15 protein-coding genes are annotated in these 18137 nt (G+C 63.7%); 12 read left to right on the top strand and 3 right to left on the bottom strand.

The window, feature by feature from the left end:
• Positions 1-58: 58 nt before the first annotated feature.
• Positions 59-481, bottom strand: coding sequence for a globin (locus G6P99_RS25580; protein WP_029080780.1), 423 nt, complete (start codon positions 479-481; stop codon positions 59-61).
• Positions 482-949: 468 nt separating this feature from the next.
• On the opposite strand from G6P99_RS25580, the gene G6P99_RS25575 reads away from it, so the two are divergent.
• The 10 genes from G6P99_RS25575 to G6P99_RS25530 all read left to right on the top strand — a co-directional run bounded on the left by G6P99_RS25575 (position 950) and on the right by G6P99_RS25530 (position 11752).
• Complete coding sequence (locus G6P99_RS25575) at positions 950-1321, top strand: DUF2946 domain-containing protein (protein ID WP_029080781.1); 372 nt, start codon at positions 950-952, stop codon at positions 1319-1321.
• An 84-nt stretch (positions 1322-1405) separates the two neighbouring features.
• Positions 1406-3805 (top strand): TonB-dependent receptor family protein, encoded by a 2400-nt coding sequence (locus G6P99_RS25570; RefSeq protein WP_029080782.1) that lies wholly within the window; start codon positions 1406-1408, stop codon positions 3803-3805.
• Between the two features lie 11 nt (positions 3806-3816).
• The gene (locus G6P99_RS25565; protein ID WP_156928564.1) at positions 3817-5043 is read left to right on the top strand and encodes a sialidase family protein; all 1227 of its coding nucleotides are present in this window, start codon (positions 3817-3819) and stop codon (positions 5041-5043) included.
• The gene (locus G6P99_RS25560; RefSeq protein WP_165123819.1) at positions 5040-5537 is read left to right on the top strand and encodes a TlpA family protein disulfide reductase; all 498 of its coding nucleotides are present in this window, start codon (positions 5040-5042) and stop codon (positions 5535-5537) included. Before G6P99_RS25565 ends, G6P99_RS25560 begins: the two co-directional genes overlap by 4 nt.
• 34 nt (positions 5538-5571) lie before the next feature.
• Complete coding sequence (locus tag G6P99_RS25555; RefSeq protein ID WP_165123817.1) at positions 5572-6081, top strand: copper chaperone PCu(A)C; 510 nt, start codon at positions 5572-5574, stop codon at positions 6079-6081.
• A gap of 7 nt (positions 6082-6088) precedes the next feature.
• Entirely contained in the window at positions 6089-6616 is a 528-nt protein-coding gene (locus tag G6P99_RS25550) for a YcnI family protein (RefSeq protein WP_029080786.1), read from the top strand.
• Positions 6617-6619: 3 nt separating this feature from the next.
• Positions 6620-8206 (top strand): copper resistance CopC/CopD family protein, encoded by a 1587-nt coding sequence (locus tag G6P99_RS25545; protein ID WP_029080787.1) that lies wholly within the window; start codon positions 6620-6622, stop codon positions 8204-8206.
• Between the two features lie 165 nt (positions 8207-8371).
• Complete coding sequence (proS, locus tag G6P99_RS25540) at positions 8372-9691, top strand: proline--tRNA ligase (protein WP_165123814.1); 1320 nt, start codon at positions 8372-8374, stop codon at positions 9689-9691.
• Between the two features lie 72 nt (positions 9692-9763).
• A complete protein-coding gene (locus G6P99_RS25535) occupies positions 9764-11044 on the top strand; it encodes a lipoprotein-releasing ABC transporter permease subunit (RefSeq protein WP_029080789.1) in 1281 nt (426 codons plus the stop codon).
• A gap of 9 nt (positions 11045-11053) precedes the next feature.
• Positions 11054-11752, top strand: coding sequence for an ABC transporter ATP-binding protein (locus G6P99_RS25530; protein WP_029080790.1), 699 nt, complete (start codon positions 11054-11056; stop codon positions 11750-11752).
• A 101-nt stretch (positions 11753-11853) separates the two neighbouring features.
• On the opposite strand, the gene G6P99_RS25525 is transcribed toward G6P99_RS25530, so the two are convergent.
• Together G6P99_RS25525 and G6P99_RS25520 are read right to left on the bottom strand one after the other, a co-directional pair.
• Positions 11854-12135, bottom strand: coding sequence for a DUF3551 domain-containing protein (locus G6P99_RS25525; protein ID WP_029080791.1), 282 nt, complete (start codon positions 12133-12135; stop codon positions 11854-11856).
• A gap of 121 nt (positions 12136-12256) precedes the next feature.
• Positions 12257-12553, bottom strand: coding sequence for a DUF3551 domain-containing protein (locus tag G6P99_RS25520; RefSeq protein ID WP_063618943.1), 297 nt, complete (start codon positions 12551-12553; stop codon positions 12257-12259).
• Positions 12554-12857: 304 nt separating this feature from the next.
• Between G6P99_RS25520 and G6P99_RS25515 the strand changes: the two genes are divergently transcribed.
• The gene (locus tag G6P99_RS25515) at positions 12858-13592 is read left to right on the top strand and encodes an outer membrane protein (protein ID WP_029080793.1); all 735 of its coding nucleotides are present in this window, start codon (positions 12858-12860) and stop codon (positions 13590-13592) included.
• A gap of 940 nt (positions 13593-14532) precedes the next feature.
• Complete coding sequence (dnaE, locus tag G6P99_RS25510; protein WP_029080794.1) at positions 14533-18057, top strand: DNA polymerase III subunit alpha; 3525 nt, start codon at positions 14533-14535, stop codon at positions 18055-18057.
• Positions 18058-18137 lie beyond the last annotated feature (80 nt).

The following is an 18137-nucleotide window of genomic DNA, read 5'->3' as shown; positions in this document are numbered from 1 at the left end:
CGGCGTCAGTTGCACGCGCCGCGGATAAAGGGAGTGTGTCACAATCGGAACGGTGACGCTACGCCCTGTCGTCCACGAGATGTTTCTGCTGCACGACGGCCGCGATGTCGCGGAGCAACTTGTGCCACGCAGCATCGATCTCATCGGACCATTGCTCGCCGAGAATTTCGCGGAGCTCGTCCGCAATCACGGCGAAGAAGGCGACGAACAGTTCGCGCGGTGTTCCGTAGGCGTCGTGCGAGAACACTTCCGATTCGATCAGGCGAAAATGTCCGCGGCGCTCGCCGGCGAAATCGATGATGGCTTGTATCGTCAGCGACAGCATCGAGCCCTTCACCGGCTCGCTGCCTTCGGTGCGGAACATCGCCTGCGCTTCGGGATGTTCGCGAAACAGGCGTCGGTAAACGGACGGCGTCAGATCATCGCAAGCCGCGGCTGCGAGTTCGAAGCTGCGTTCGATTGGATTGGCTGATGGAGTCATAGCGCTTTGCGATCATCACATAAAAAAAGAGCAGGGCTCCAAGCCCTGCTCCAAAAATTGTGTCGACCCTATTTGCCCCAAGAATTCGATTTGATCTTGATTAATGGGGTGACGCTGCTTGTGCGCGTCGGGCTCCTCCCGAGACTTGGACCACCAGGACACACCTCGCGGCTGGCCTGAGGCCGAATTGGTAGACCATCTTTCTGGGCTTGTCACCATTTTCGGCAACGATTGTTCAAATTTCGATCAATTTGCGAAATGATTGGCATGGTGCCACTGCCGGTTGCGAAAGTGGTCCGAAAACACGTGGCTGGGTAAGGAGATACGGCTACGTCCGAAACAGCCGGACGCAGCCGTGACGCAAGTGTCACGCTGGGTGATTTCCGTGGGCCGGAAGAAACGGCTGGTGTCCGCGATCTCGACTTTCGACACCTGTGGTGGTTAGTTCCGTTCCGGATGGGTTTTGCGATGCGTCGGCGGCTGAACAATTTTCTGCCCATAGTCCTGGTTGCCCTGTTGGTGCAGATTTTTGCACCGATCGGGGCCTGCTGGGCGGCGAGCCCTGCCGCGTCCGATCCGCTCGCGGCCGCCACCATCTGCCACGGCAATGCCGACTCAGGCACCGGGCAGGGCGACCAGACCGGTCACCGCGCCCATGACGGCTGTTGCTCTGTATGCAGCGTGCTGCAGACCGGTGCGCCGGTTGATAACCCGCAAGTTGCCGCCCAGGCCGTCGAACGCCTGCCGCGCCTGATCGTATGGCTCGATTTCGCCAGCGAACGCGATCGTTCGCCGGCCGGTCTCTCGGCGCAAGCCCGCGCGCCACCGCTGTTTTCCTGACGACGTTCTCGCTGCCGGTGCGCGTCCTGCGCCGGCGAGTGCCCTTGAACAAGCCGGCCGAAGAGCCGGTGTCAGGAACCATCCATGTTTCGGCTTCAACCGCACGGCGGGGCCAGTGCGCTCATGCTGGGCGCGGCCCTTTCCATAATCACCTGCTGGGCGAAGGCCCAGACGGCGCTGCCCTCCGTCACCGTCGAGGCGCCCGCGGCGGCGGCGCGTGCCAAACCGGCAGGGCCCAAGCCGCGCGCTCGAGCGGCATCCGTCCGGCGGCCACCCAAGTTGGCGACAGCGCCGACCGTGGCCGCGGCCCCAGCGGGCGGCGCGAGGCCGGGCGAGACGCTCGCAGCGATCCGCGACGGCTTGAACCGGGCGCCCACGGGCCAGACCCAGACCACCATCGACCGCAGCCAGTTCGACAATCGGCCGGCGTTCTCCGTCGCCGACGTGTTGCGCGACAGTCCCGGCATCTCGATCAAGCAGGGCAATGGCCCGCGTGATTTCGGCATCTCGATCCGCGGATCGAATGCGCGGAACGGCTTCGGCATCCGCAACCTCGTCATCTTCGATGACGGATTCCCGGTCACCCAGCCGGACGGTCTGTCGCGCACCGATCTGATCGATCCGCATGCCTATGGCGCGATCGACGTGATCCGCGGGCCGTCATCGGCGCTCTACGGCAATTACGCGACCGGCGGCGCGCTGAATTTCCGCACCCGGCCGGGCGGCACGATCGACGGCGTCGAGTATGGCGTCGAGGGCGGCAGCTTCGGCTATCTCAACAACTATCTTGCCGCAGGCAAGAAGGTCGGCAATTTCGAGGGCTCGCTGTTCGCGAGTGACGTCCGCGGCGACGGCTATATCGGGAACAGCTGGTTCAACACCCAGACCGTCAATTTCCTCGGCACGCTGCAGGTCACGCCGGACGACCGTTTCACGGTGAAGCTCATCAACAACGACCTGACGACACGCCTGCCGATCCGCTCGTCGCTCAATCAGTTCAACCAGAACCCGTTCCAGCAGGGCTGCACTACCGGAGCGACGGCCGCGCCGGGATGCGGAACCGTTACCCTGTTCAACAATGGCTTCAATTCGGCGGCAGGGACCGACAAGGAAACGGCGGTCCAGGCGGGCCTCGGGCGCGACGACCGCCGCACCATCGTCGGTGGCCGCTGGGAGCACGATTTCGACAACCAGACCACCTGGCGCAACCAGTTTGTCTTCGACGACCGCAATATCAGCCAGCCGACGGGATCGACGAGCGCGATCGGCGACTTCCCGTCCTACAACTACATGAGCGACGTCGTCAGGCGCAGCGAACTGTTCGGGATGGATTCGACGACCTATTTTGGCGGCTTCTACAATACGCTCACGGCTTCGAGTGATACCCGCAATGTGATGCCGGGCGGAAATGCGACGCTTGGAAGCCTGTCCAGCAACCTGTTCAGCACGACGACGAATTACGGTCTGCGCGCGCGAGAGGAACTGAAGCTCACCCCCGCGCTGACGGCCGTTGCCGGTATCGGCTGGGAGACCACCAATCTCACGGGGCGAAACACCGCCTATAGCTACGCGGGCGCTGCCGGAACCACGACCACGGCGATCACGACAGCGGACCGGCAATTCCAGAACACCGCGCCTGAACTTGCACTGCTCTACCGGTTGAACAGCGAGTGGCAATTCCGCGGGCGCGTGGCGACCGGATATGGCACACCGCAAGTCAGCAACCTCTTCATCCTGCCGGACGGCACGTCAGGCAATAACACCCAGCTGCGGACGCAAAAGAACCTCGGTTACGATGTCGGAGCCGACTGGACGCCGAACAACGCGGTCAAGCTGAGCGCCACCGGGTTCTACGAGTTCTTCAAGGACGAACTGGTCTCCCAGGCCACGCCGCTCGCGGGCATCTCGTACACGTTCAATGCGCCACGGTCGGAGCATCGTGGTGTCGAACTGGCCGCCGACTGGAAGTTCCTGCCGGGCTGGCGGTTCTCGGCCGCCTACACCTATCTCGACGAGGTCTACACCGAATATGTCGAGAACATCACGAACGGCGCGGTCTTCAGCTTCAATCGCGCCGGCAACAAGATCCCCGGCATTTCGCCGAACGAGCTCACGGCGCGGTTGGGCTACGACCAGTTGTCAGGTCCGCTCCAGGGACTCGGCGGGTTCGTCGAGGTCCAGTGGAAGGACAGCTTCTACATGGACAACGCCAATCTCTTGAGGGCGCCGGGCTACGAGCTCGTCAACCTCAACCTGCACTACAAGACCGATCTCGTCTCCGACTATTTCAAGGCGTTGAGCCTGTACATCGAGGTGCGGAACGTGTTCGACCGGACCTACATCGCTTCCGCGAACAATATCGCGAACTCGGTGACGGCGGGCGGCATTCAAAATCCCGCGAGCGTACTGGCGAACACGACCAACTCGATCTATGCCGGATCGCCACGCGCCTTCGTGGCAGGCATGAGGATTGCGTTCAAGTGAGGGGCGCATGGATGACATATCGCAAACCTGTGGCTCTGGCGGTGCTGGCAACGGTCATGCTTGTGGTCTTGCCGAACCTTGCCAATGCACAGATGAGCCACCAGCACGCCTCCGAAGCGGCGTGCGAAGAGACCGTGTTGCGCTGCGCGACCAAGGTCACTCCCGCCTTTGGGCCGGATGGGACGTTGTGGTTGGCATGGATGGCCGGCGGCCAAATCTCCGTCGCGAGCTCGAGGGATCAAGGCAAGAGCTTTTCCGCGCCGGTGCAGGTGACCCGGGACCGGCTCAACCTGGATTGGGGACCGGACGCGCGGCCGAAGCTGGCGATCGACGCCAAGGGAAACATCGCGCTGGCCTTCTCGACCTTCCGCGATCAGGCCTTCAACGGCCAGGTGCTGACCACGCGATCGAGCGATGGCGGGCGCAGCTTTGATCCGCCGAAGCCGATCACGGCAAACAACGAGAGCCAGCGGTTCGAGGCGATCGGCTTCGATCCTGCCGGCGCCGTGTTCGCGGTCTGGCTCGACAAGCGCAACCGCGTGCCGGCGCAGCAGCGCGGCGAGAAGTATGACGGTGCCGGATTGTTCTTCGCTGCATCGAAAGACGGTGGCGCGACCTATTCCGGTGCGCGGCTCGTGGCCGACAACACCTGCGAATGCTGCCGTCTCGGATTGGCGTTCGATGGGGCAGGCCATCCGGTGGTCGTGTTCCGGAACATTTTCGAAGGCGGCGTGCGCGACCATGCGATCGTGACCTTCACCGATCTGGCCAGCCCCGGCGAGGTGCATCGGGTGAGCCGCGACGACTGGCAGATCGCGGCATGTCCGCACCACGGTCCGAGCCTGACCATTTCGCCCGCAGGAACCTACCACGTGACGTGGTACACCAACGGCAAGGCCCGCAAAGGGTTGTTCTACGCGCGGTCGCGCGACGGCGGCAAAACCTTCTCCGATCCGCTCCCCGTTGGTCAGCCGAACCGAAGCCCGTCACGGCCGCAGATCATCGCAGGGCCGCAGGGTCTTGTGATGGCCTGGAAGGAGTTCGACGGGCGGAAGACATCGATCAATCTGATGACATCGCACGACGATGGAGCGACATGGTCGAAGCCCACTGATATCGCCGACGCCGCCGACAGCTCCGACCATCCGCTGCTCGTCTCGGACAGTCGGCAGACCTATTTGTCGTGGATGACGAAGGCCGACGGCTACCATTTTCAAGCGATCGAGGGCGAACCATGAAACGTCATTTGCTCGCTGCCTTTATCCTGCTCGCAACGCTGTCGTCCGCACTGGCGGCGGGCGAGGGCGCGCCAAAGCCGTTCGAACGCGGCAGCTGGCAGAAGCTGCTGCATGCGCATGCCGGCCATCCGACCCTGGTGCATTTCTGGGGTGTCACCTGCGGACCATGCAAGGTCGAGCTGCCGCAGCTCGGCCAGTTCATGAAGGATCATCCTGATATTGACGTCGTCACGATCAGCGCGGATCTGGTTCCGAACCTGCCGGAGGCGACGCGATCGATGCTGGACCACGCTGGACTCGGCTCGGCCGAGAACTGGATTTTTGACGACGGCTTCGCCGAACGATTGAGATTTGAGATTGATCCGGCCTGGCAAGGCGATATCCCGCGAACCATGCTGATTGCCCGCGACGGAACCGTCACGACGATCGAAGGATCGGCCGAAATCGCCGATTTGAACAAATGGTCTGACGCGCAGGCTGCAACAATCCGATAACACGACGACTTCAACCTGAAAGGAATCAGCCGCCATGAAGACGATCTCCCGCATCCTCGCTCTCGCAGCGCTGGCTGCTACACTCGCGTCGACGTCCGCACGCGCCGAGGACGTCAAGGCCGGCGACCTCGTGATCACGCAGGCCTGGACGCGGGCAACGCCGAATGGCGCCAAGATCGGCGGCGGCTACCTCACGATCGAGAACAAGGGCCCGACGCCCGACCGGCTGGTGTCAGGCTCGGGCGAGGTTGCCGGCAAGATCGAAGTCCACGAGATGTCGATGGACAATGGCGTGATGAAGATGCGCGCGCTCGACAAGGGGCTGACGATCGAGCCCGGCAAGACCGTGAAGCTTGCGCCCGGCGGCTATCATTTGATGATGTTTGACCTGAAGAGTCAGCTGAAGCAGGGCGACAAGGTGCCGGTCACGCTCGAATTCGAGAAGGCCGGCAAGGTCTCGGTCTCGCTGGACGTGCAGGCCGTCGGCGCGCAGGCGCCTGGTGGTGACGACCATTCCGGCCACATGATGATGAAGAAGATGTGAGGGAGTCATGCGGTCACACACGCTCCTCGTTGCTACGGTGGCGCTGCTCGCAGCGTCGCCGGCGATCGCCCATATTACGCTGGAAGGAAAGCAGGCGCCGGTCGGTTCGTACTACAAGGCCGTGTTCGCCGTGCCGCATGGCTGCGCGGGATCGGCAACGATCAAGCTCCGTGTGCAGATTCCGGAAGGCGTGATCGGGGTGAAGCCGATGCCGAAGCCTGGCTGGACCCTCGATACGGTCACCGGCCAATACGCCGCGCAATACGACTATCACGGTGCCAGGCTCTCTGAGGGCGTGAAGGAAGTTGCCTGGAGCGGCGGCAAGCTCTCGGACCAGAACTACGACGAGTTCGTGATGCAGACGTTTCTCACCGATACGTTGAAACCCAACACCACGCTGTACTTCCCGGTCGTGCAGGAATGCGAGCAGGGCGTCAGCCGCTGGATCGACATCCCGGCCGACGGGCAGGGCGTCGGGCACGAGCGTGGCAGCAAGACGCCGGCGCCCGGCGTCAAGCTGCTGCCGAAGTCATAAGCCGTGCGGCAGGTCGCGAGCCTTGCAGCAAGCCTCTCAGCAAATCTTGCCGCGCTGCTCGTGGTGCTGTGCCTTGCGACTTCGGCCCATGCGCATGCCGTCCTGATCGCCGCCGAGCCGGCCGATGGCAGCGTGCTGACGGAGGCGCCGAAGACGGTGTTACTCCGTTTCAACGAAGCGGTGGCGCCGACTGCGGTCAGTCTGCTCGACGCTGCGGGCAAGCCGCGCGACGTCGCGATCCGCGCCGTCGATCAATCGGTGATGGTGACGCTGCCGGCGAATTTGCCCCAGGGCACGCAGGTGATCAGCTATCGCGTGGTTTCGCAGGATGGTCACCCGGTCGCCGGCTCGCTGCTGTTCTCGATCGGCGCCGTCACCGGCTCGGCAGCGCCGTCCGGCGACGGCGTGCTCGACGCGCTGGTGTGGCTGGCGCGGCTCGGGCTCTATCTGGGGCTATTTGCCGGCGTCGGCGGCGTGTTCTTTGCCGCCTGGATCGGGCAGGGCCCGGCCGGCGAACGACTGATCATGTGGTCGCTTGCAATCGGCCTTGTCGGCGCGATCGCCTCGCTTGGCTTGCAGGGCGTCGACCTCTTGAACCTGCCCCTCTCAGGCATGCTGACATGGGCGGCGTGGGCCAGCGCCGCCGGCACCAGCCTGTTTCCTGCCATGCTGCTCGCGATCGCCGCAATGTTGATCGCGGCGATTGCCTGGCGCAGCCCGTCGTTCGGTGCGGCCTTCGTGCGCACCGCGATCGCAATGATCTGTGTCGGGCTGTCATTTGCGGTCAGCGGCCATGCCGCCACCGCCCCTCCGCAATGGCTGACCCGGACCGCGCTGTTCATCCATGGCGTTGGCCTCGCCTTCTGGATGGGCGCGCTGGCGCCACTGGCGGTGCTGGCCTGGCAGCGCAAGGATTCGCTGTTGCGGGTGCTGCAGCGTTTTTCGACGATCGCGGTGCCGGTCGTCGCCTTGATCGCTCTGTCGGGCCTCGCACTCGCCGTCGTCCAGATCGAAAGTTTCCGCGCGCTGATCGATACCGGATACGGCAACATCCTCCTGGTGAAACTTGTGCTGGTGTTGCTGTTGCTCGGGCTCGCTGCGCTGAATCGGTTGGTGTTCACGCCGGCCATCGCGCGCGAATTCCACCGCACACGGCCGCTGCAGCGCTCGATCGCGCTCGAATTCGTGCTGATGATCGCCATTCTCGGCCTCGTCGCGCTCTGGCGCTTCACGCCGCCGCCGCGCGCGCTGGCGATGTCGACCGACGTTCCGCTCGCGGTTCACATCCACACCGATGCGGCGATGTTCCAGGTGCTGATCGCGCCCGGCAAGGTCGGGCAGAACGATTTTGTGCTGCAGCTGATGAATGGCGATGCCAGCCCATTCGTGGCCAAGGAGGCGACGCTGACGCTGAGCCTGCCTGATCGCGGCATCGAGCCGATGGAACGTAGCGCAGTGCTGGGTGCCGACGGCTATTGGCACGTGAAGAAGGTGCCGTTGCCGGTCCCGGGCCGCTGGCACATGCAGATCGATGCCCTGGTGACCGATTTCAAGAAAGTGACGCTGGAAGACGATTTCGAGGTCAGGTAAACGCACGATCAGCGCGCCGGGCAGGTCGGCGGGACGCAATTCGTTCAAATGGCCGAAAATAGCCTGATTTGAAGGGCTTTTGTCATTTGGCGGCCCTTGTGTTTTCACACCCGATCCGGTTTCACTGCAACTCTTCCCACGCTTTCCTGATTCCCGAGTAACGCCATGCGATTGTCGCGGTTTTTCCTGCCCATTCTGAAAGAAAACCCGAAAGAGGCGGAGATCGTCTCGCATCGGCTGATGCTGCGTGCGGGCATGATGCGGCAGGAGGCGGCCGGCATCTATGCCTGGCTGCCGCTCGGCTTCCGGGTGCTGAAGAAGATCGAGCAGATCGTTCGCGAGGAGCAGGACCGCGCCGGCGCGCTCGAGCTTTTGATGCCGACGCTGCAACTCGCCGATCTCTGGCGTGAAAGCGGCCGTTACGACGCCTATGGCCCGGAGATGCTGCGCATCCTCGATCGTCACAAGCGCGAGCTTCTGTACGGACCGACCAACGAGGAAATGATCACGGAGATCTTCCGCTCCTACGTCAAGTCCTACAAGAGCCTGCCGCTCAACCTCTATCACATCCAGTGGAAGTTCCGCGACGAGCAGCGTCCGCGCTTCGGCGTGATGCGCGGCCGCGAATTCCTGATGAAGGACGCCTATTCGTTCGACCTCGACGAGGCCGGCGCGCGGCGCTCCTACAACAAGATGTTCGTGGCCTACCTGCGCACATTTGCGCGGATGGGCCTCAAGGCGATCCCGATGCGGGCCGAGACCGGCCCAATCGGCGGCGATCTCAGCCACGAGTTCATCGTGCTCGCGGAGACCGGCGAGTCCGGCGTCTACATCAACCGCGATGTGCTTGACCTGCCGGTGCCGGGCGCGGACGTCGATTATGACGGCGACCTGACGCCGATCATCAAGCAGTGGACCTCGGTCTATGCTGCGACGGAAGACGTCCACGAGGCCGCGCGCTTCGAGCAGGAAGTGCCTGAAGCAAAGCGACTGAACACCCGCGGCATCGAGGTCGGCCAGATCTTCTATTTCGGCACCAAATATTCCGACACCATGAAGGCGATGGTGGCCGGACCCGATGGCGTCGACGTGCCGATCCATGGCGGCTCCTACGGCGTCGGCGTGTCGCGTCTGGTCGGCGCGATCATCGAGGCCTGTCACGACGACGCCGGCATCAAATGGCCCGAGGCGGTCGCGCCGTTCCGCGTTGCGATCCTCAATCTCAAGCAGGGCGATGCCGCGGTCGACGGCGCCTGCGAGCAGCTCTATCGCGATCTCTCGGCGAAGGGCGTCGACGTGCTCTATGACGACACCGATCAGCGCGCCGGCGCCAAGTTCGCCGCGGCCGATCTGATCGGTATCCCCTGGCAGATTCTGGTCGGACCGAAGGGGCTGGCCGACGGCAAGGTCGAGGTGAAGCGCCGCAGCGACGGGTCACGCGACAACATGAGCCCCGCCGACGTGCTCGCGAAGCTCGCGGGTTAAAGTTTATTCACGCCGCGCTTATCGACGGGGTAATCCGGCCACATTTGGTCCGAATCATGGGATTATCGACAGATGGATGAGACCATGAACGAGCCACTCCGTACCCGGCCTTTTGCGCCATTCGAATGGCTGCTGTCCGGACGCTATCTGCGCGCACGCCGCAAGGAAGGGTTCATTTCAGTCATCGCCGGCTTTTCGTTCCTCGGCATCATGCTCGGCGTCGCCACGCTGATCGTGGTGATGGCCGTCATGAATGGCTTCCGCAAGGAGCTCCTGGACAAGATCCTCGGCCTCAACGGACATCTTCTGGTGCAGCCCTTGGAATCGCCGCTGACCGACTGGAAGGACGTCGCCGACCGCATCAGCCAGGTGCAGGGCATTCGCCTGGCCGCGCCCGTGGTGGACGGGCAGGGACTCGGTTCGTCGCCATTCAACGCCGCCGGCGTGTTCATCCGCGGCATTCGCTCAGACGATCTCAACAACCTCACCTCGATCGCCAAGAACGTCAAGCAGGGCACGCTCGAGGGCTTCGATGAAGGGCAGGGCGTTGCGATCGGCCGCCGGCTCGCCGACCAGCTCTCGCTGCACGCCGGCGACATGATCACGCTGGTCTCGCCCAAGGGCGCGGTGACGCCGATGGGCACTACGCCGCGCATCAAGCCCTACAAGATCACTGCGGTGTTCGAGATCGGCATGTCGGAATACGATTCGACCTTCGTTTTCATGCCGCTGGCCGAGGCGCAGGCCTATTTCAACCGCAACAACGACGTATCCTCGATCGAGGTGTTCACCACCAATCCGGACAAGATCGACACCTATCGCAAGCTAGTGACGGAGGCGGCCGGCCGGCCGGTCTTCCTGGTCGACTGGCGGCAGCGCAACTCGACCTTCTTCAACGCGCTGCAGGTCGAACGCAACGTGATGTTCCTGATCCTGACCATGATCGTGCTGGTCGCCGCGCTCAACATCGTCTCGGGCCTGATCATGCTGGTGAAGGACAAGGGGCAGGACATCGCGATCCTGCGCACCATGGGCGCCTCGCAAGGCTCGATCATGCGGATATTCCTGATCACCGGCGCCTCGATCGGCGTGGTCGGAACGCTGACCGGCTTCGCTGTCGGCATGCTGATCTGCCTGAACATCGAATCGATCAGGCAGTTCCTGTCATGGCTCACCAACACTGAGCTGTTCTCGCCGGAGCTCTATTTTCTCTCCAAGCTGCCGGCTGAAGTCGATTTCGGCGAGACGCTCGCCGTCGTGATCATGGCGCTGACGCTGTCCTTCCTGGCGACGCTCTACCCGTCGTGGCGCGCCGCGCGCCTCGATCCGGTCGATGCGCTCCGGTACGAGTGAGGCGGGCACATGGCGGAGGGGGCGGAAGACGTACCGGTCGTCTATCTTCATGACATCAAGCGGGAATACCGGCAGGGCGAGGCAACGCTGACGGTCCTGAACGGCGCCAAGCTCGCGCTGTGGCCCGGCCAATCGGTGGCGCTGGTGGCGCCGTCCGGATCGGGCAAGTCGACCTTGCTGCACATCGCGGGCCTGCTCGAGAGTCCCGATGACGGCGAGGTCTATGTCGCGGGTACACCGACCTCGCAGATGTCCGATGTCGACCGCACCCAGATTCGCCGTTCCGACATCGGCTTCGTCTATCAGCAGCACCGGCTGCTGCCGGAATTCTCGGCGCTCGAGAACGTCATGTTGCCGCAGATGATTCGGGGCCTGAAGCGCTCCGAGACCGTGAAACGGTCGACCGAGATCCTGTCCTATCTCGGGCTTGGCGACCGCATCACTCATCGTCCGGCCGAGCTCTCGGGCGGCGAACAGCAACGCGTGGCGATCGCGCGCGCGGTTGCGAATGCACCGCGGGTGCTGTTTGCGGACGAGCCGACCGGGAATCTCGATCCCGGCACGGCCGATCACGTCTTCGGCGCGCTGATGCAACTCGTCAAGGCGACCCGGGTCGCGATGCTGATCGCGACCCACAACATGGATCTCGCCGCGCGGATGGATCGCCGGGTGTCGCTGACGAACGGACAGATCGTCGAGCTCGAATAACGCCTTTCGGAGCGAAGCGGCCAACGGTTCGCGCAAAGAAATCGCGTGAAAACAAGAGGCTGGAGCCTTCGCTTCAAGCGCTGCGCAAAAGGCTTCAGACCTCAATAGACCGGGCGGGGCCGTCTGCCAGGCTCCATCGGCCGACGGTCGATCGGCGGCCCGGCATAATAGGGGTTGTCGATGCACATCGCCGCCAGGCCGGACGCCGAGGCCTGGCACTGCGCCATCGAGGTGTAGCCGCAGTCGGTGTCCTCACCGCCCCATCGGTAGTTGCGTTTGCAGACCGGCGAGGTCGAATCGTACTTCTGCGCGTTGGCCGGCGCGATCGCGACTGCCTCCAAGGCCAACAGTATGGCCAACGGTGCCAGAATCAGCCTGCGCATCGAGAGATCTCCTGTCGGTAAGGCGCCGGCGACGCTCGTGCTGGAGCGTGCGCGTGAAGGGGCATCTGCCCGGGCGTGCATCAATTAACGTTCCCGCACCCGTGCCTTGCCGGATCGGCCGTCAGTGGAAGAACAGGTTGAAGAAATTGCCGTCGTCGCGCCGCTCCCGCGGCGACACGTTCAGATAGGAGCGCGGGTCGTTGTCGCCGGCATAGTAGGGGTTGGCGATGCAGTTCTGTCCGATGCCCGAGGCGGTGGCCAGGCACGCCTGATAGGACGGGTAGGAACAGTTGCTCAGACCGGGATAGCGATCGCCCTGAATGCAGAACGGGTAGCGCACGCCGACGGCATGCGCGGGTAAAGTCCCCAGGGTCGCGAGCGCGGCCACAGATGCCGCAGCAAGAATCATCGTCCGCATGTGCATTCCTTTGCTGCGAAGATTCGATCTCGGCGACGATCCAAATCGAACAAGCCGGTTCCGGTCAACACCGCTTGCGAGGGCTTACGCTGGGAATTCTGCACGCAGGTTTGAATTGTGAAGATTATGCGGCAGGTATGTGGCAAAAGTTCCAAGAAGTGCTTGTAATACAGTATTAACTTCAAATTTGAGCGAAGTCGTTTGGGCCTCCCTGTTGCAGCGAAGTTACAGCAATTCTGTTCGAGGCTGCTATGACGGTGTCTCGCGGCCTTGGGGGCCCTGTAGAAAAGTTGGAACGGGAAAAATGAAGAAGATTTTGCTTGTCACCGCCAGCCTGCTCGCGCTCAGCGCGACCGCTGCTTCCGCGGCTGACCTCGCGGCTCGCCCTTACACCAAGGCTCCGCCGCCCATGGTTGCCGCTGTTTATGATTGGACCGGCTTCTACATTGGTATCAACGGCGGTTGGGCCCAGGCCCACGACAACCGTTCGGTGACCGGTCTCGGCACCGTCGGCAGCTTCGACGCCAACGGCGGCACCGTCGGCGGCCAGGTCGGCTACCGCTGGCAGACCGGCGGCTGGGTGTTCGGTCTGGAAGCTCAGGGCAACTGGGCTGACGTCTCGGGCAGCACCGGCAACCTCGTCGTCCCGGGCGGCGTCGTTCGCTCGAAGATGGATGCGTTCGGCCTGTTCACCGGTCAGATCGGTTACGCCTGGAACAACGTCCTGCTGTACGCCAAGGGCGGTGCTGCGGTCACCGATCGCAACTACCAGTTCCTGGCTCCCGGCGGCGCGCTGGCGTCCGAAACTGGCTACGACACCCGTTGGAGCCCGACGGTCGGTGTTGGCCTCGAGTTCGCCTTCGCCCAGGGCTGGTCGCTCGGCGTCGAGTACAACCACATCTTCGAAGACACGCACGATGCGACGTTCGTCGTTCCTGGTGGCATCGGTGTGACCGGCTTCCGCACCGGTGGCGACACCGACATGGTGCTCGGCCGTCTGAACTACAAGTTCGGTGGCCCGATGGTCGCGCGTTACTGATTGTTCGCTTAATCCAAGCGACCTCGAAAACCCCGGGCCTTGGCCCGGGGTTTTTTGTTTGGCGATGAGCCATCGGCGATGAAGGGCAGGGCGGGGGTTTCGCACTAGCCACCAACACCGCATATTCGGATGCGTGACGGAACGACGGCTGATCTCCGAACTGACCTGCCCATCCTGCGGCCCGTCCCGTGCCCGCCAATGCAAGCCGGGAATTGTTGCGGGTAAGCCGCGACTCTCCCGCCGTTCACAATGATCCGGTGGGTGAACTCGTTGAGCCTTCTGTGGCGTTGAGGGTCGTGTTGGCGCGGGCTAGGTTGCCGTTACTGTGCGTACAACGCGATGCCGATGATCACGAGCGGGCTTAGCCCGAGTAGTACGATGCACACGCTTTCAAGTATGCCATTGCCCATGACACAGCCCCTGCGTTCAGAAGCCTACGCCCGATGGAACTCGGTAAGCCAGTGCAGTTTGTGCCTTAGCAACGGCGCGAAATAGAAATCGCCATCGCTCACCGCCCACCAATTAACCAAGGAGAATCTTTCGGGGGCAGATCTCGAACTGACCCATGACCGTCGCTTGACTCTTAGAACAAAAAAGGAACAATGTTCTGCATACGTTCCAGTTCAGGGAGAGCGGCCATGTTGAAGATTTTCGTGCAGGAAGCTGCAGCGCTGGCATCGATCACGCTGTTCGTCGGGATGATCGCGGTGTGGGCTCAGCTGATCACCCAGTTCTGAAAATGTGCTCGTGGGGACAGGGGCATAGAAGGCGACTTGGCCGGCTCCTGGGGAAAAGCGGGAAGACCGGCCGCCATGCCGCCTTCGGCGTGGACTTGGCAGGATCCATCGCCCACGATGGGGTTGCGAGTCGGTCTGAAGCTCATCGAGTTCCGGCTTTGGCGCTCGCTCCATTCCTGACTTAAGAGATCCCGTAAGCAGCCATGCCGAATGCCGGATTCGTCCACCTTCACGTTCATTCCGCCTATTCGCTGCTAAAGGGCTCGATCAAGATCGCCAAGCTGGGCGAGCTTGCGAAGGGCGACCGCCAGCCGGCGCTGGCGCTCACCGATACCGACAACATGTTCGGGGCGCTGGAATTCTCCGACAAGATGGCCGGCTACGGCATCCAGCCGATCGTCGGCTGCGAGCTTGCGGTGGACTTTGGCGACGTCGATCCCAATGCGCGCAGCATCCTGGCGACGGCGCCGACGCGGATCGTGCTGCTGGCGGCGCGCGAGCGCGGCTATCGCAGCCTGATGCGGCTGAACTCGCGGGCGTTCCTGGAGACGCCGGTCAACCAGACCCCGCACATCAAGATCGATTGGCTCACCGACGACGCCGAGGATCTGATCGCGCTGACCGGCGGCCCGGACGGGCCGATCGCGCTGGCGCTGCGTGCCGAACAGGCGGCACTGGCGGCGACCCGTTGCGAGCGCCTGGCTGGTCTGTTCGGCGATCGCCTCTACATCGAATTGCAGCGCCACGGCATCGATAAGGAGCGCCGCACCGAGGGCGGCCTGATCGATCTCGCCTACAGCAAGGGCCTGCCGCTGGTTGCGACCAACGAGCCGTATTTCGCCAGCACTGACGATTACGAATCGCATGACGCGCTGCTGTGCATCGCCGGCGGCCATCTGATCGCCGAGACCAATCGCGAGCAACTGACGCCGGATCACCGTTTCAAGACCCGTGCGGAAATGGCGGTGCTGTTTGCCGATATTCCGGAGGCGCTGGCCTCGACGGTCGAGATCGCCGAGCGCTGCTCGTTCCGGCCGAAGACCCGCAAGCCGATCCTGCCGTTCTTTACCGTCGGTGCCGCGGCGAGCTCGGACGCCGCCGCCGACGAGGCCGCCGAGCTGAAGCGCCAGGCCGAGGAGGGGCTTGCCAATCGTCTGCGGGTGCACGGTCTGTCGCCGGGCATGACCGACGAGGACTACAGCAAGCGCCTCGCCTTCGAGCTCGACGTCATCACCCGCATGAAATATGCGGGCTACTTCCTGATCGTCTCGGACTTCATCAAATGGGCGAAGGCGCAGGGGATCCCGGTCGGACCGGGCCGCGGCTCCGGCGCAGGCTCGCTGGTCGCCTGGGTGCTCACCATCACCGACCTCGATCCGATGCGGTTTGCGCTGCTGTTCGAGCGCTTCCTCAATCCCGAGCGCGTCTCGATGCCGGACTTCGACATCGACTTCTGCCAGGACCGCCGCGGCGAGGTGATCCAGTACGTGCAGGACCGCTACGGCCGCGACCAGGTGGCGCAGATCATCACCTTCGGTACGCTGCAGGCGCGCGGCGTGCTGCGTGACGTCGGGCGCGTGCTGCAGATGCCGTACGGGCAGGTCGACAAGCTGACCAAGCTGGTGCCGCAGAATCCCGCCGCACCCGTGACGCTGGCGCAGGCGATCGAAGGCGAACCCAAGCTGCAGGCGTTCCGCGACGAAGATCCGGTGGTGGCGCGCGCCTTCGACATCGCGCAGCGCCTCGAGGGGCTGACCCGCCACGCCTCGACCCACGCCGCCGGTATCGTGATCGGCGACCGGCCGCTGAGCGAGCTGGTGCCGATGTACCGCGATCCGAAATCGGACATGCCGGTCACCCAGTTCAACATGAAATGGGTCGAGCCGGCGGGCCTCGTGAAGTTCGACTTCCTCGGCCTCAAGACCCTGACGGTGCTCGATGTCGCGGTCAAGCTGCTCAAGCAGCGCGACGTTCACGTCGACCTCGCGACGCTGCCGATCGACGACGCGCCGAGCTATCAGATGCTGGCCCGGGGCGATGTCGTCGGCGTGTTCCAGGTGGAAAGCCAGGGCATGCGGCGCGCGCTGATCGACATGCGGCCGGACCGCTTCGAGGACATCATCGCGCTGGTGGCGTTATACCGTCCCGGTCCGATGGCGAACATCCCGACCTATTGCGCGCGCAAGCATGGCGACGAGGAGTCGGAATATCTGCATCCGATCCTGGAGCCGATCCTGAAGGAGACCTTCGGCGTCATCATCTATCAGGAACAGGTGATGCAGATCGCGCAGCAGATGGCCGGCTACTCGCTCGGCCAGGCCGACCTGCTGCGCCGCGCGATGGGCAAGAAGATCCGCGCCGAGATGGACAAGCAGCGCGACGTCTTCGTCGCCGGCGCGATGAAGAACGGGGTGGGGAAGGGCCAGGCCGAGACGATCTTCGAGCTGCTCGCCAAGTTCGCCGATTACGGCTTCAACAAGAGCCACGCGGCGGCCTATGCGCTGGTGTCGTACCACACCGCCTACATGAAGGCGCATTACCCGGTTGAGTTTCTGGCGGCGTCGATGACGCTCGAACTCAACAACACCGACAAGCTCTCCGAATTCCGTTCCGAGGCGCAGCGGCTCGGCATCAAGGTCGAGGCGCCCAACATCAATCGCTCCGGCCCGACCTTCGAGGTCAGCGGCAACACGATCTACTACGCGCTCGCGGCGCTGAAGGGCGTCGGCATCCAGGCGGTCGAGCAGATCATCGAGGAGCGCAACAAGAAGGGCGCCTTCACCTCGCTCGCCGAATTCGCCGCGCGGGTCAGCCCGCGCGCCGTCAACAAGCGGATCATCGAGAGCCTCGCGGCGGCGGGCGCCTTCGACACGCTCGAGGCGAACCGCGCGCGCGTCTTCGCCGGTGCGGACGCGATCCTCGCCGCCTGCCAGCGCAGCCACGAGGCGGCAACCTCGGGCCAGAACGACATGTTCGGCAGCGCTCCGGATGCGCCGAGCATCATCCTGCCGCAGGTCGAGCCGTGGCTGCCCGCGGACCGGCTGCGACGCGAATATGACGCGATCGGCTTCTTCCTGTCGGGCCATCCGCTCGACGATTACGCGACCGCGCTGAAGCGGCTGCGCGTGCAATCCTGGGCGGAGTTCTCGCGCGCAGTGAAGACCGGTGCCACCGCCGGCAAGGTCGCGGCAACCGTGGTCTCGCGCATGGAGCGGCGCACCAAGACCGGCAACAAGATGGGCATCATGGGCTTGTCGGACCCGACCGGCCATTTCGAGGCGGTGCTGTTCTCCGAGGGGCTTGCGCAGTATCGCGACGTGCTCGAGCCGGGGGCGGCCGTGCTGCTGCAGCTCGGCGCCGAGCTGCAGGGTGAGGACGTGCGGGCGAGGGTGCTGCACGCCGAGCCGCTGGATCACGCCGCGGCCAAGACGCAAAAGGGCCTGCGCATCTTCGTGCGCGACACCAAGCCGCTGGATTCGATCGCCCGCCGGCTCAACATGCCGGACGCTGCGCCTGTCCCGGGTGGCGGCGCGAAGGTCCCGGCGGCAAAGCCCGCGTCGGCAGCAGCGCCGACGGCAGGCGCGGCCGATGGCGACGTCTCGCTGGTGATGATGCTCGACCTCGAAACCGAGGTCGAGATGAAGCTGCCCGGCCGCTACAAGGTCTCCCCGCAGATCGCCGGCGCGATCAAGGCGGTGACGGGCGTGGTCGACGTGCAGACGCTGTAGGCAAAAGTCCCGGCGATGCTGCGGAATGCACTTGACTACGGCTTAAGCGCTATTGCAACCACGCCGTGTTTCTCACTATG

Origin of the sequence: Bradyrhizobium sp. 6(2017) (assembly GCF_011058295.2) — a bacterium.
In the GTDB taxonomy this organism is placed as follows: domain Bacteria; phylum Pseudomonadota; class Alphaproteobacteria; order Rhizobiales; family Xanthobacteraceae; genus Bradyrhizobium; species Bradyrhizobium septentrionale.
The sequence above is the reverse complement of the archived record's forward strand: the minus strand, read 5'-3'. Positions and strand labels throughout refer to the sequence as shown.

Bases quoted from the DNA above. Each gene is read 5' to 3' on its own strand.
- G6P99_RS25565 (WP_156928564.1), top strand. From the start codon at position 3,817: ATGACATATCGCAAACCTGTGGCTCTGGCGGTGCTGGCAACGGTCATG.
- G6P99_RS25560 (WP_165123819.1), top strand. From the start codon at position 5,040: ATGAAACGTCATTTGCTCGCTGCCTTTATCCTGCTCGCAACGCTGTCG.
- dnaE (WP_029080794.1), top strand. From the start codon at position 14,533: ATGCCGAATGCCGGATTCGTCCACCTTCACGTTCATTCCGCCTATTCG.
- G6P99_RS25570 (WP_029080782.1), top strand. From the start codon at position 1,406: ATGTTTCGGCTTCAACCGCACGGCGGGGCCAGTGCGCTCATGCTGGGC.
- G6P99_RS25580 (WP_029080780.1), bottom strand. From the start codon at position 481: ATGACTCCATCAGCCAATCCAATCGAACGCAGCTTCGAACTCGCAGCC.
- G6P99_RS25530 (WP_029080790.1), top strand. From the start codon at position 11,054: ATGGCGGAGGGGGCGGAAGACGTACCGGTCGTCTATCTTCATGACATC.
- G6P99_RS25535 (WP_029080789.1), top strand. From the start codon at position 9,764: ATGGATGAGACCATGAACGAGCCACTCCGTACCCGGCCTTTTGCGCCA.
- G6P99_RS25550 (WP_029080786.1), top strand. From the start codon at position 6,089: ATGCGGTCACACACGCTCCTCGTTGCTACGGTGGCGCTGCTCGCAGCG.
- proS (WP_165123814.1), top strand. From the start codon at position 8,372: ATGCGATTGTCGCGGTTTTTCCTGCCCATTCTGAAAGAAAACCCGAAA.
- G6P99_RS25515 (WP_029080793.1), top strand. From the start codon at position 12,858: ATGAAGAAGATTTTGCTTGTCACCGCCAGCCTGCTCGCGCTCAGCGCG.
- G6P99_RS25525 (WP_029080791.1), bottom strand. From the start codon at position 12,135: ATGCGCAGGCTGATTCTGGCACCGTTGGCCATACTGTTGGCCTTGGAG.
- G6P99_RS25575 (WP_029080781.1), top strand. From the start codon at position 950: ATGCGTCGGCGGCTGAACAATTTTCTGCCCATAGTCCTGGTTGCCCTG.
- G6P99_RS25520 (WP_063618943.1), bottom strand. From the start codon at position 12,553: ATGCGGACGATGATTCTTGCTGCGGCATCTGTGGCCGCGCTCGCGACC.
- G6P99_RS25555 (WP_165123817.1), top strand. From the start codon at position 5,572: ATGAAGACGATCTCCCGCATCCTCGCTCTCGCAGCGCTGGCTGCTACA.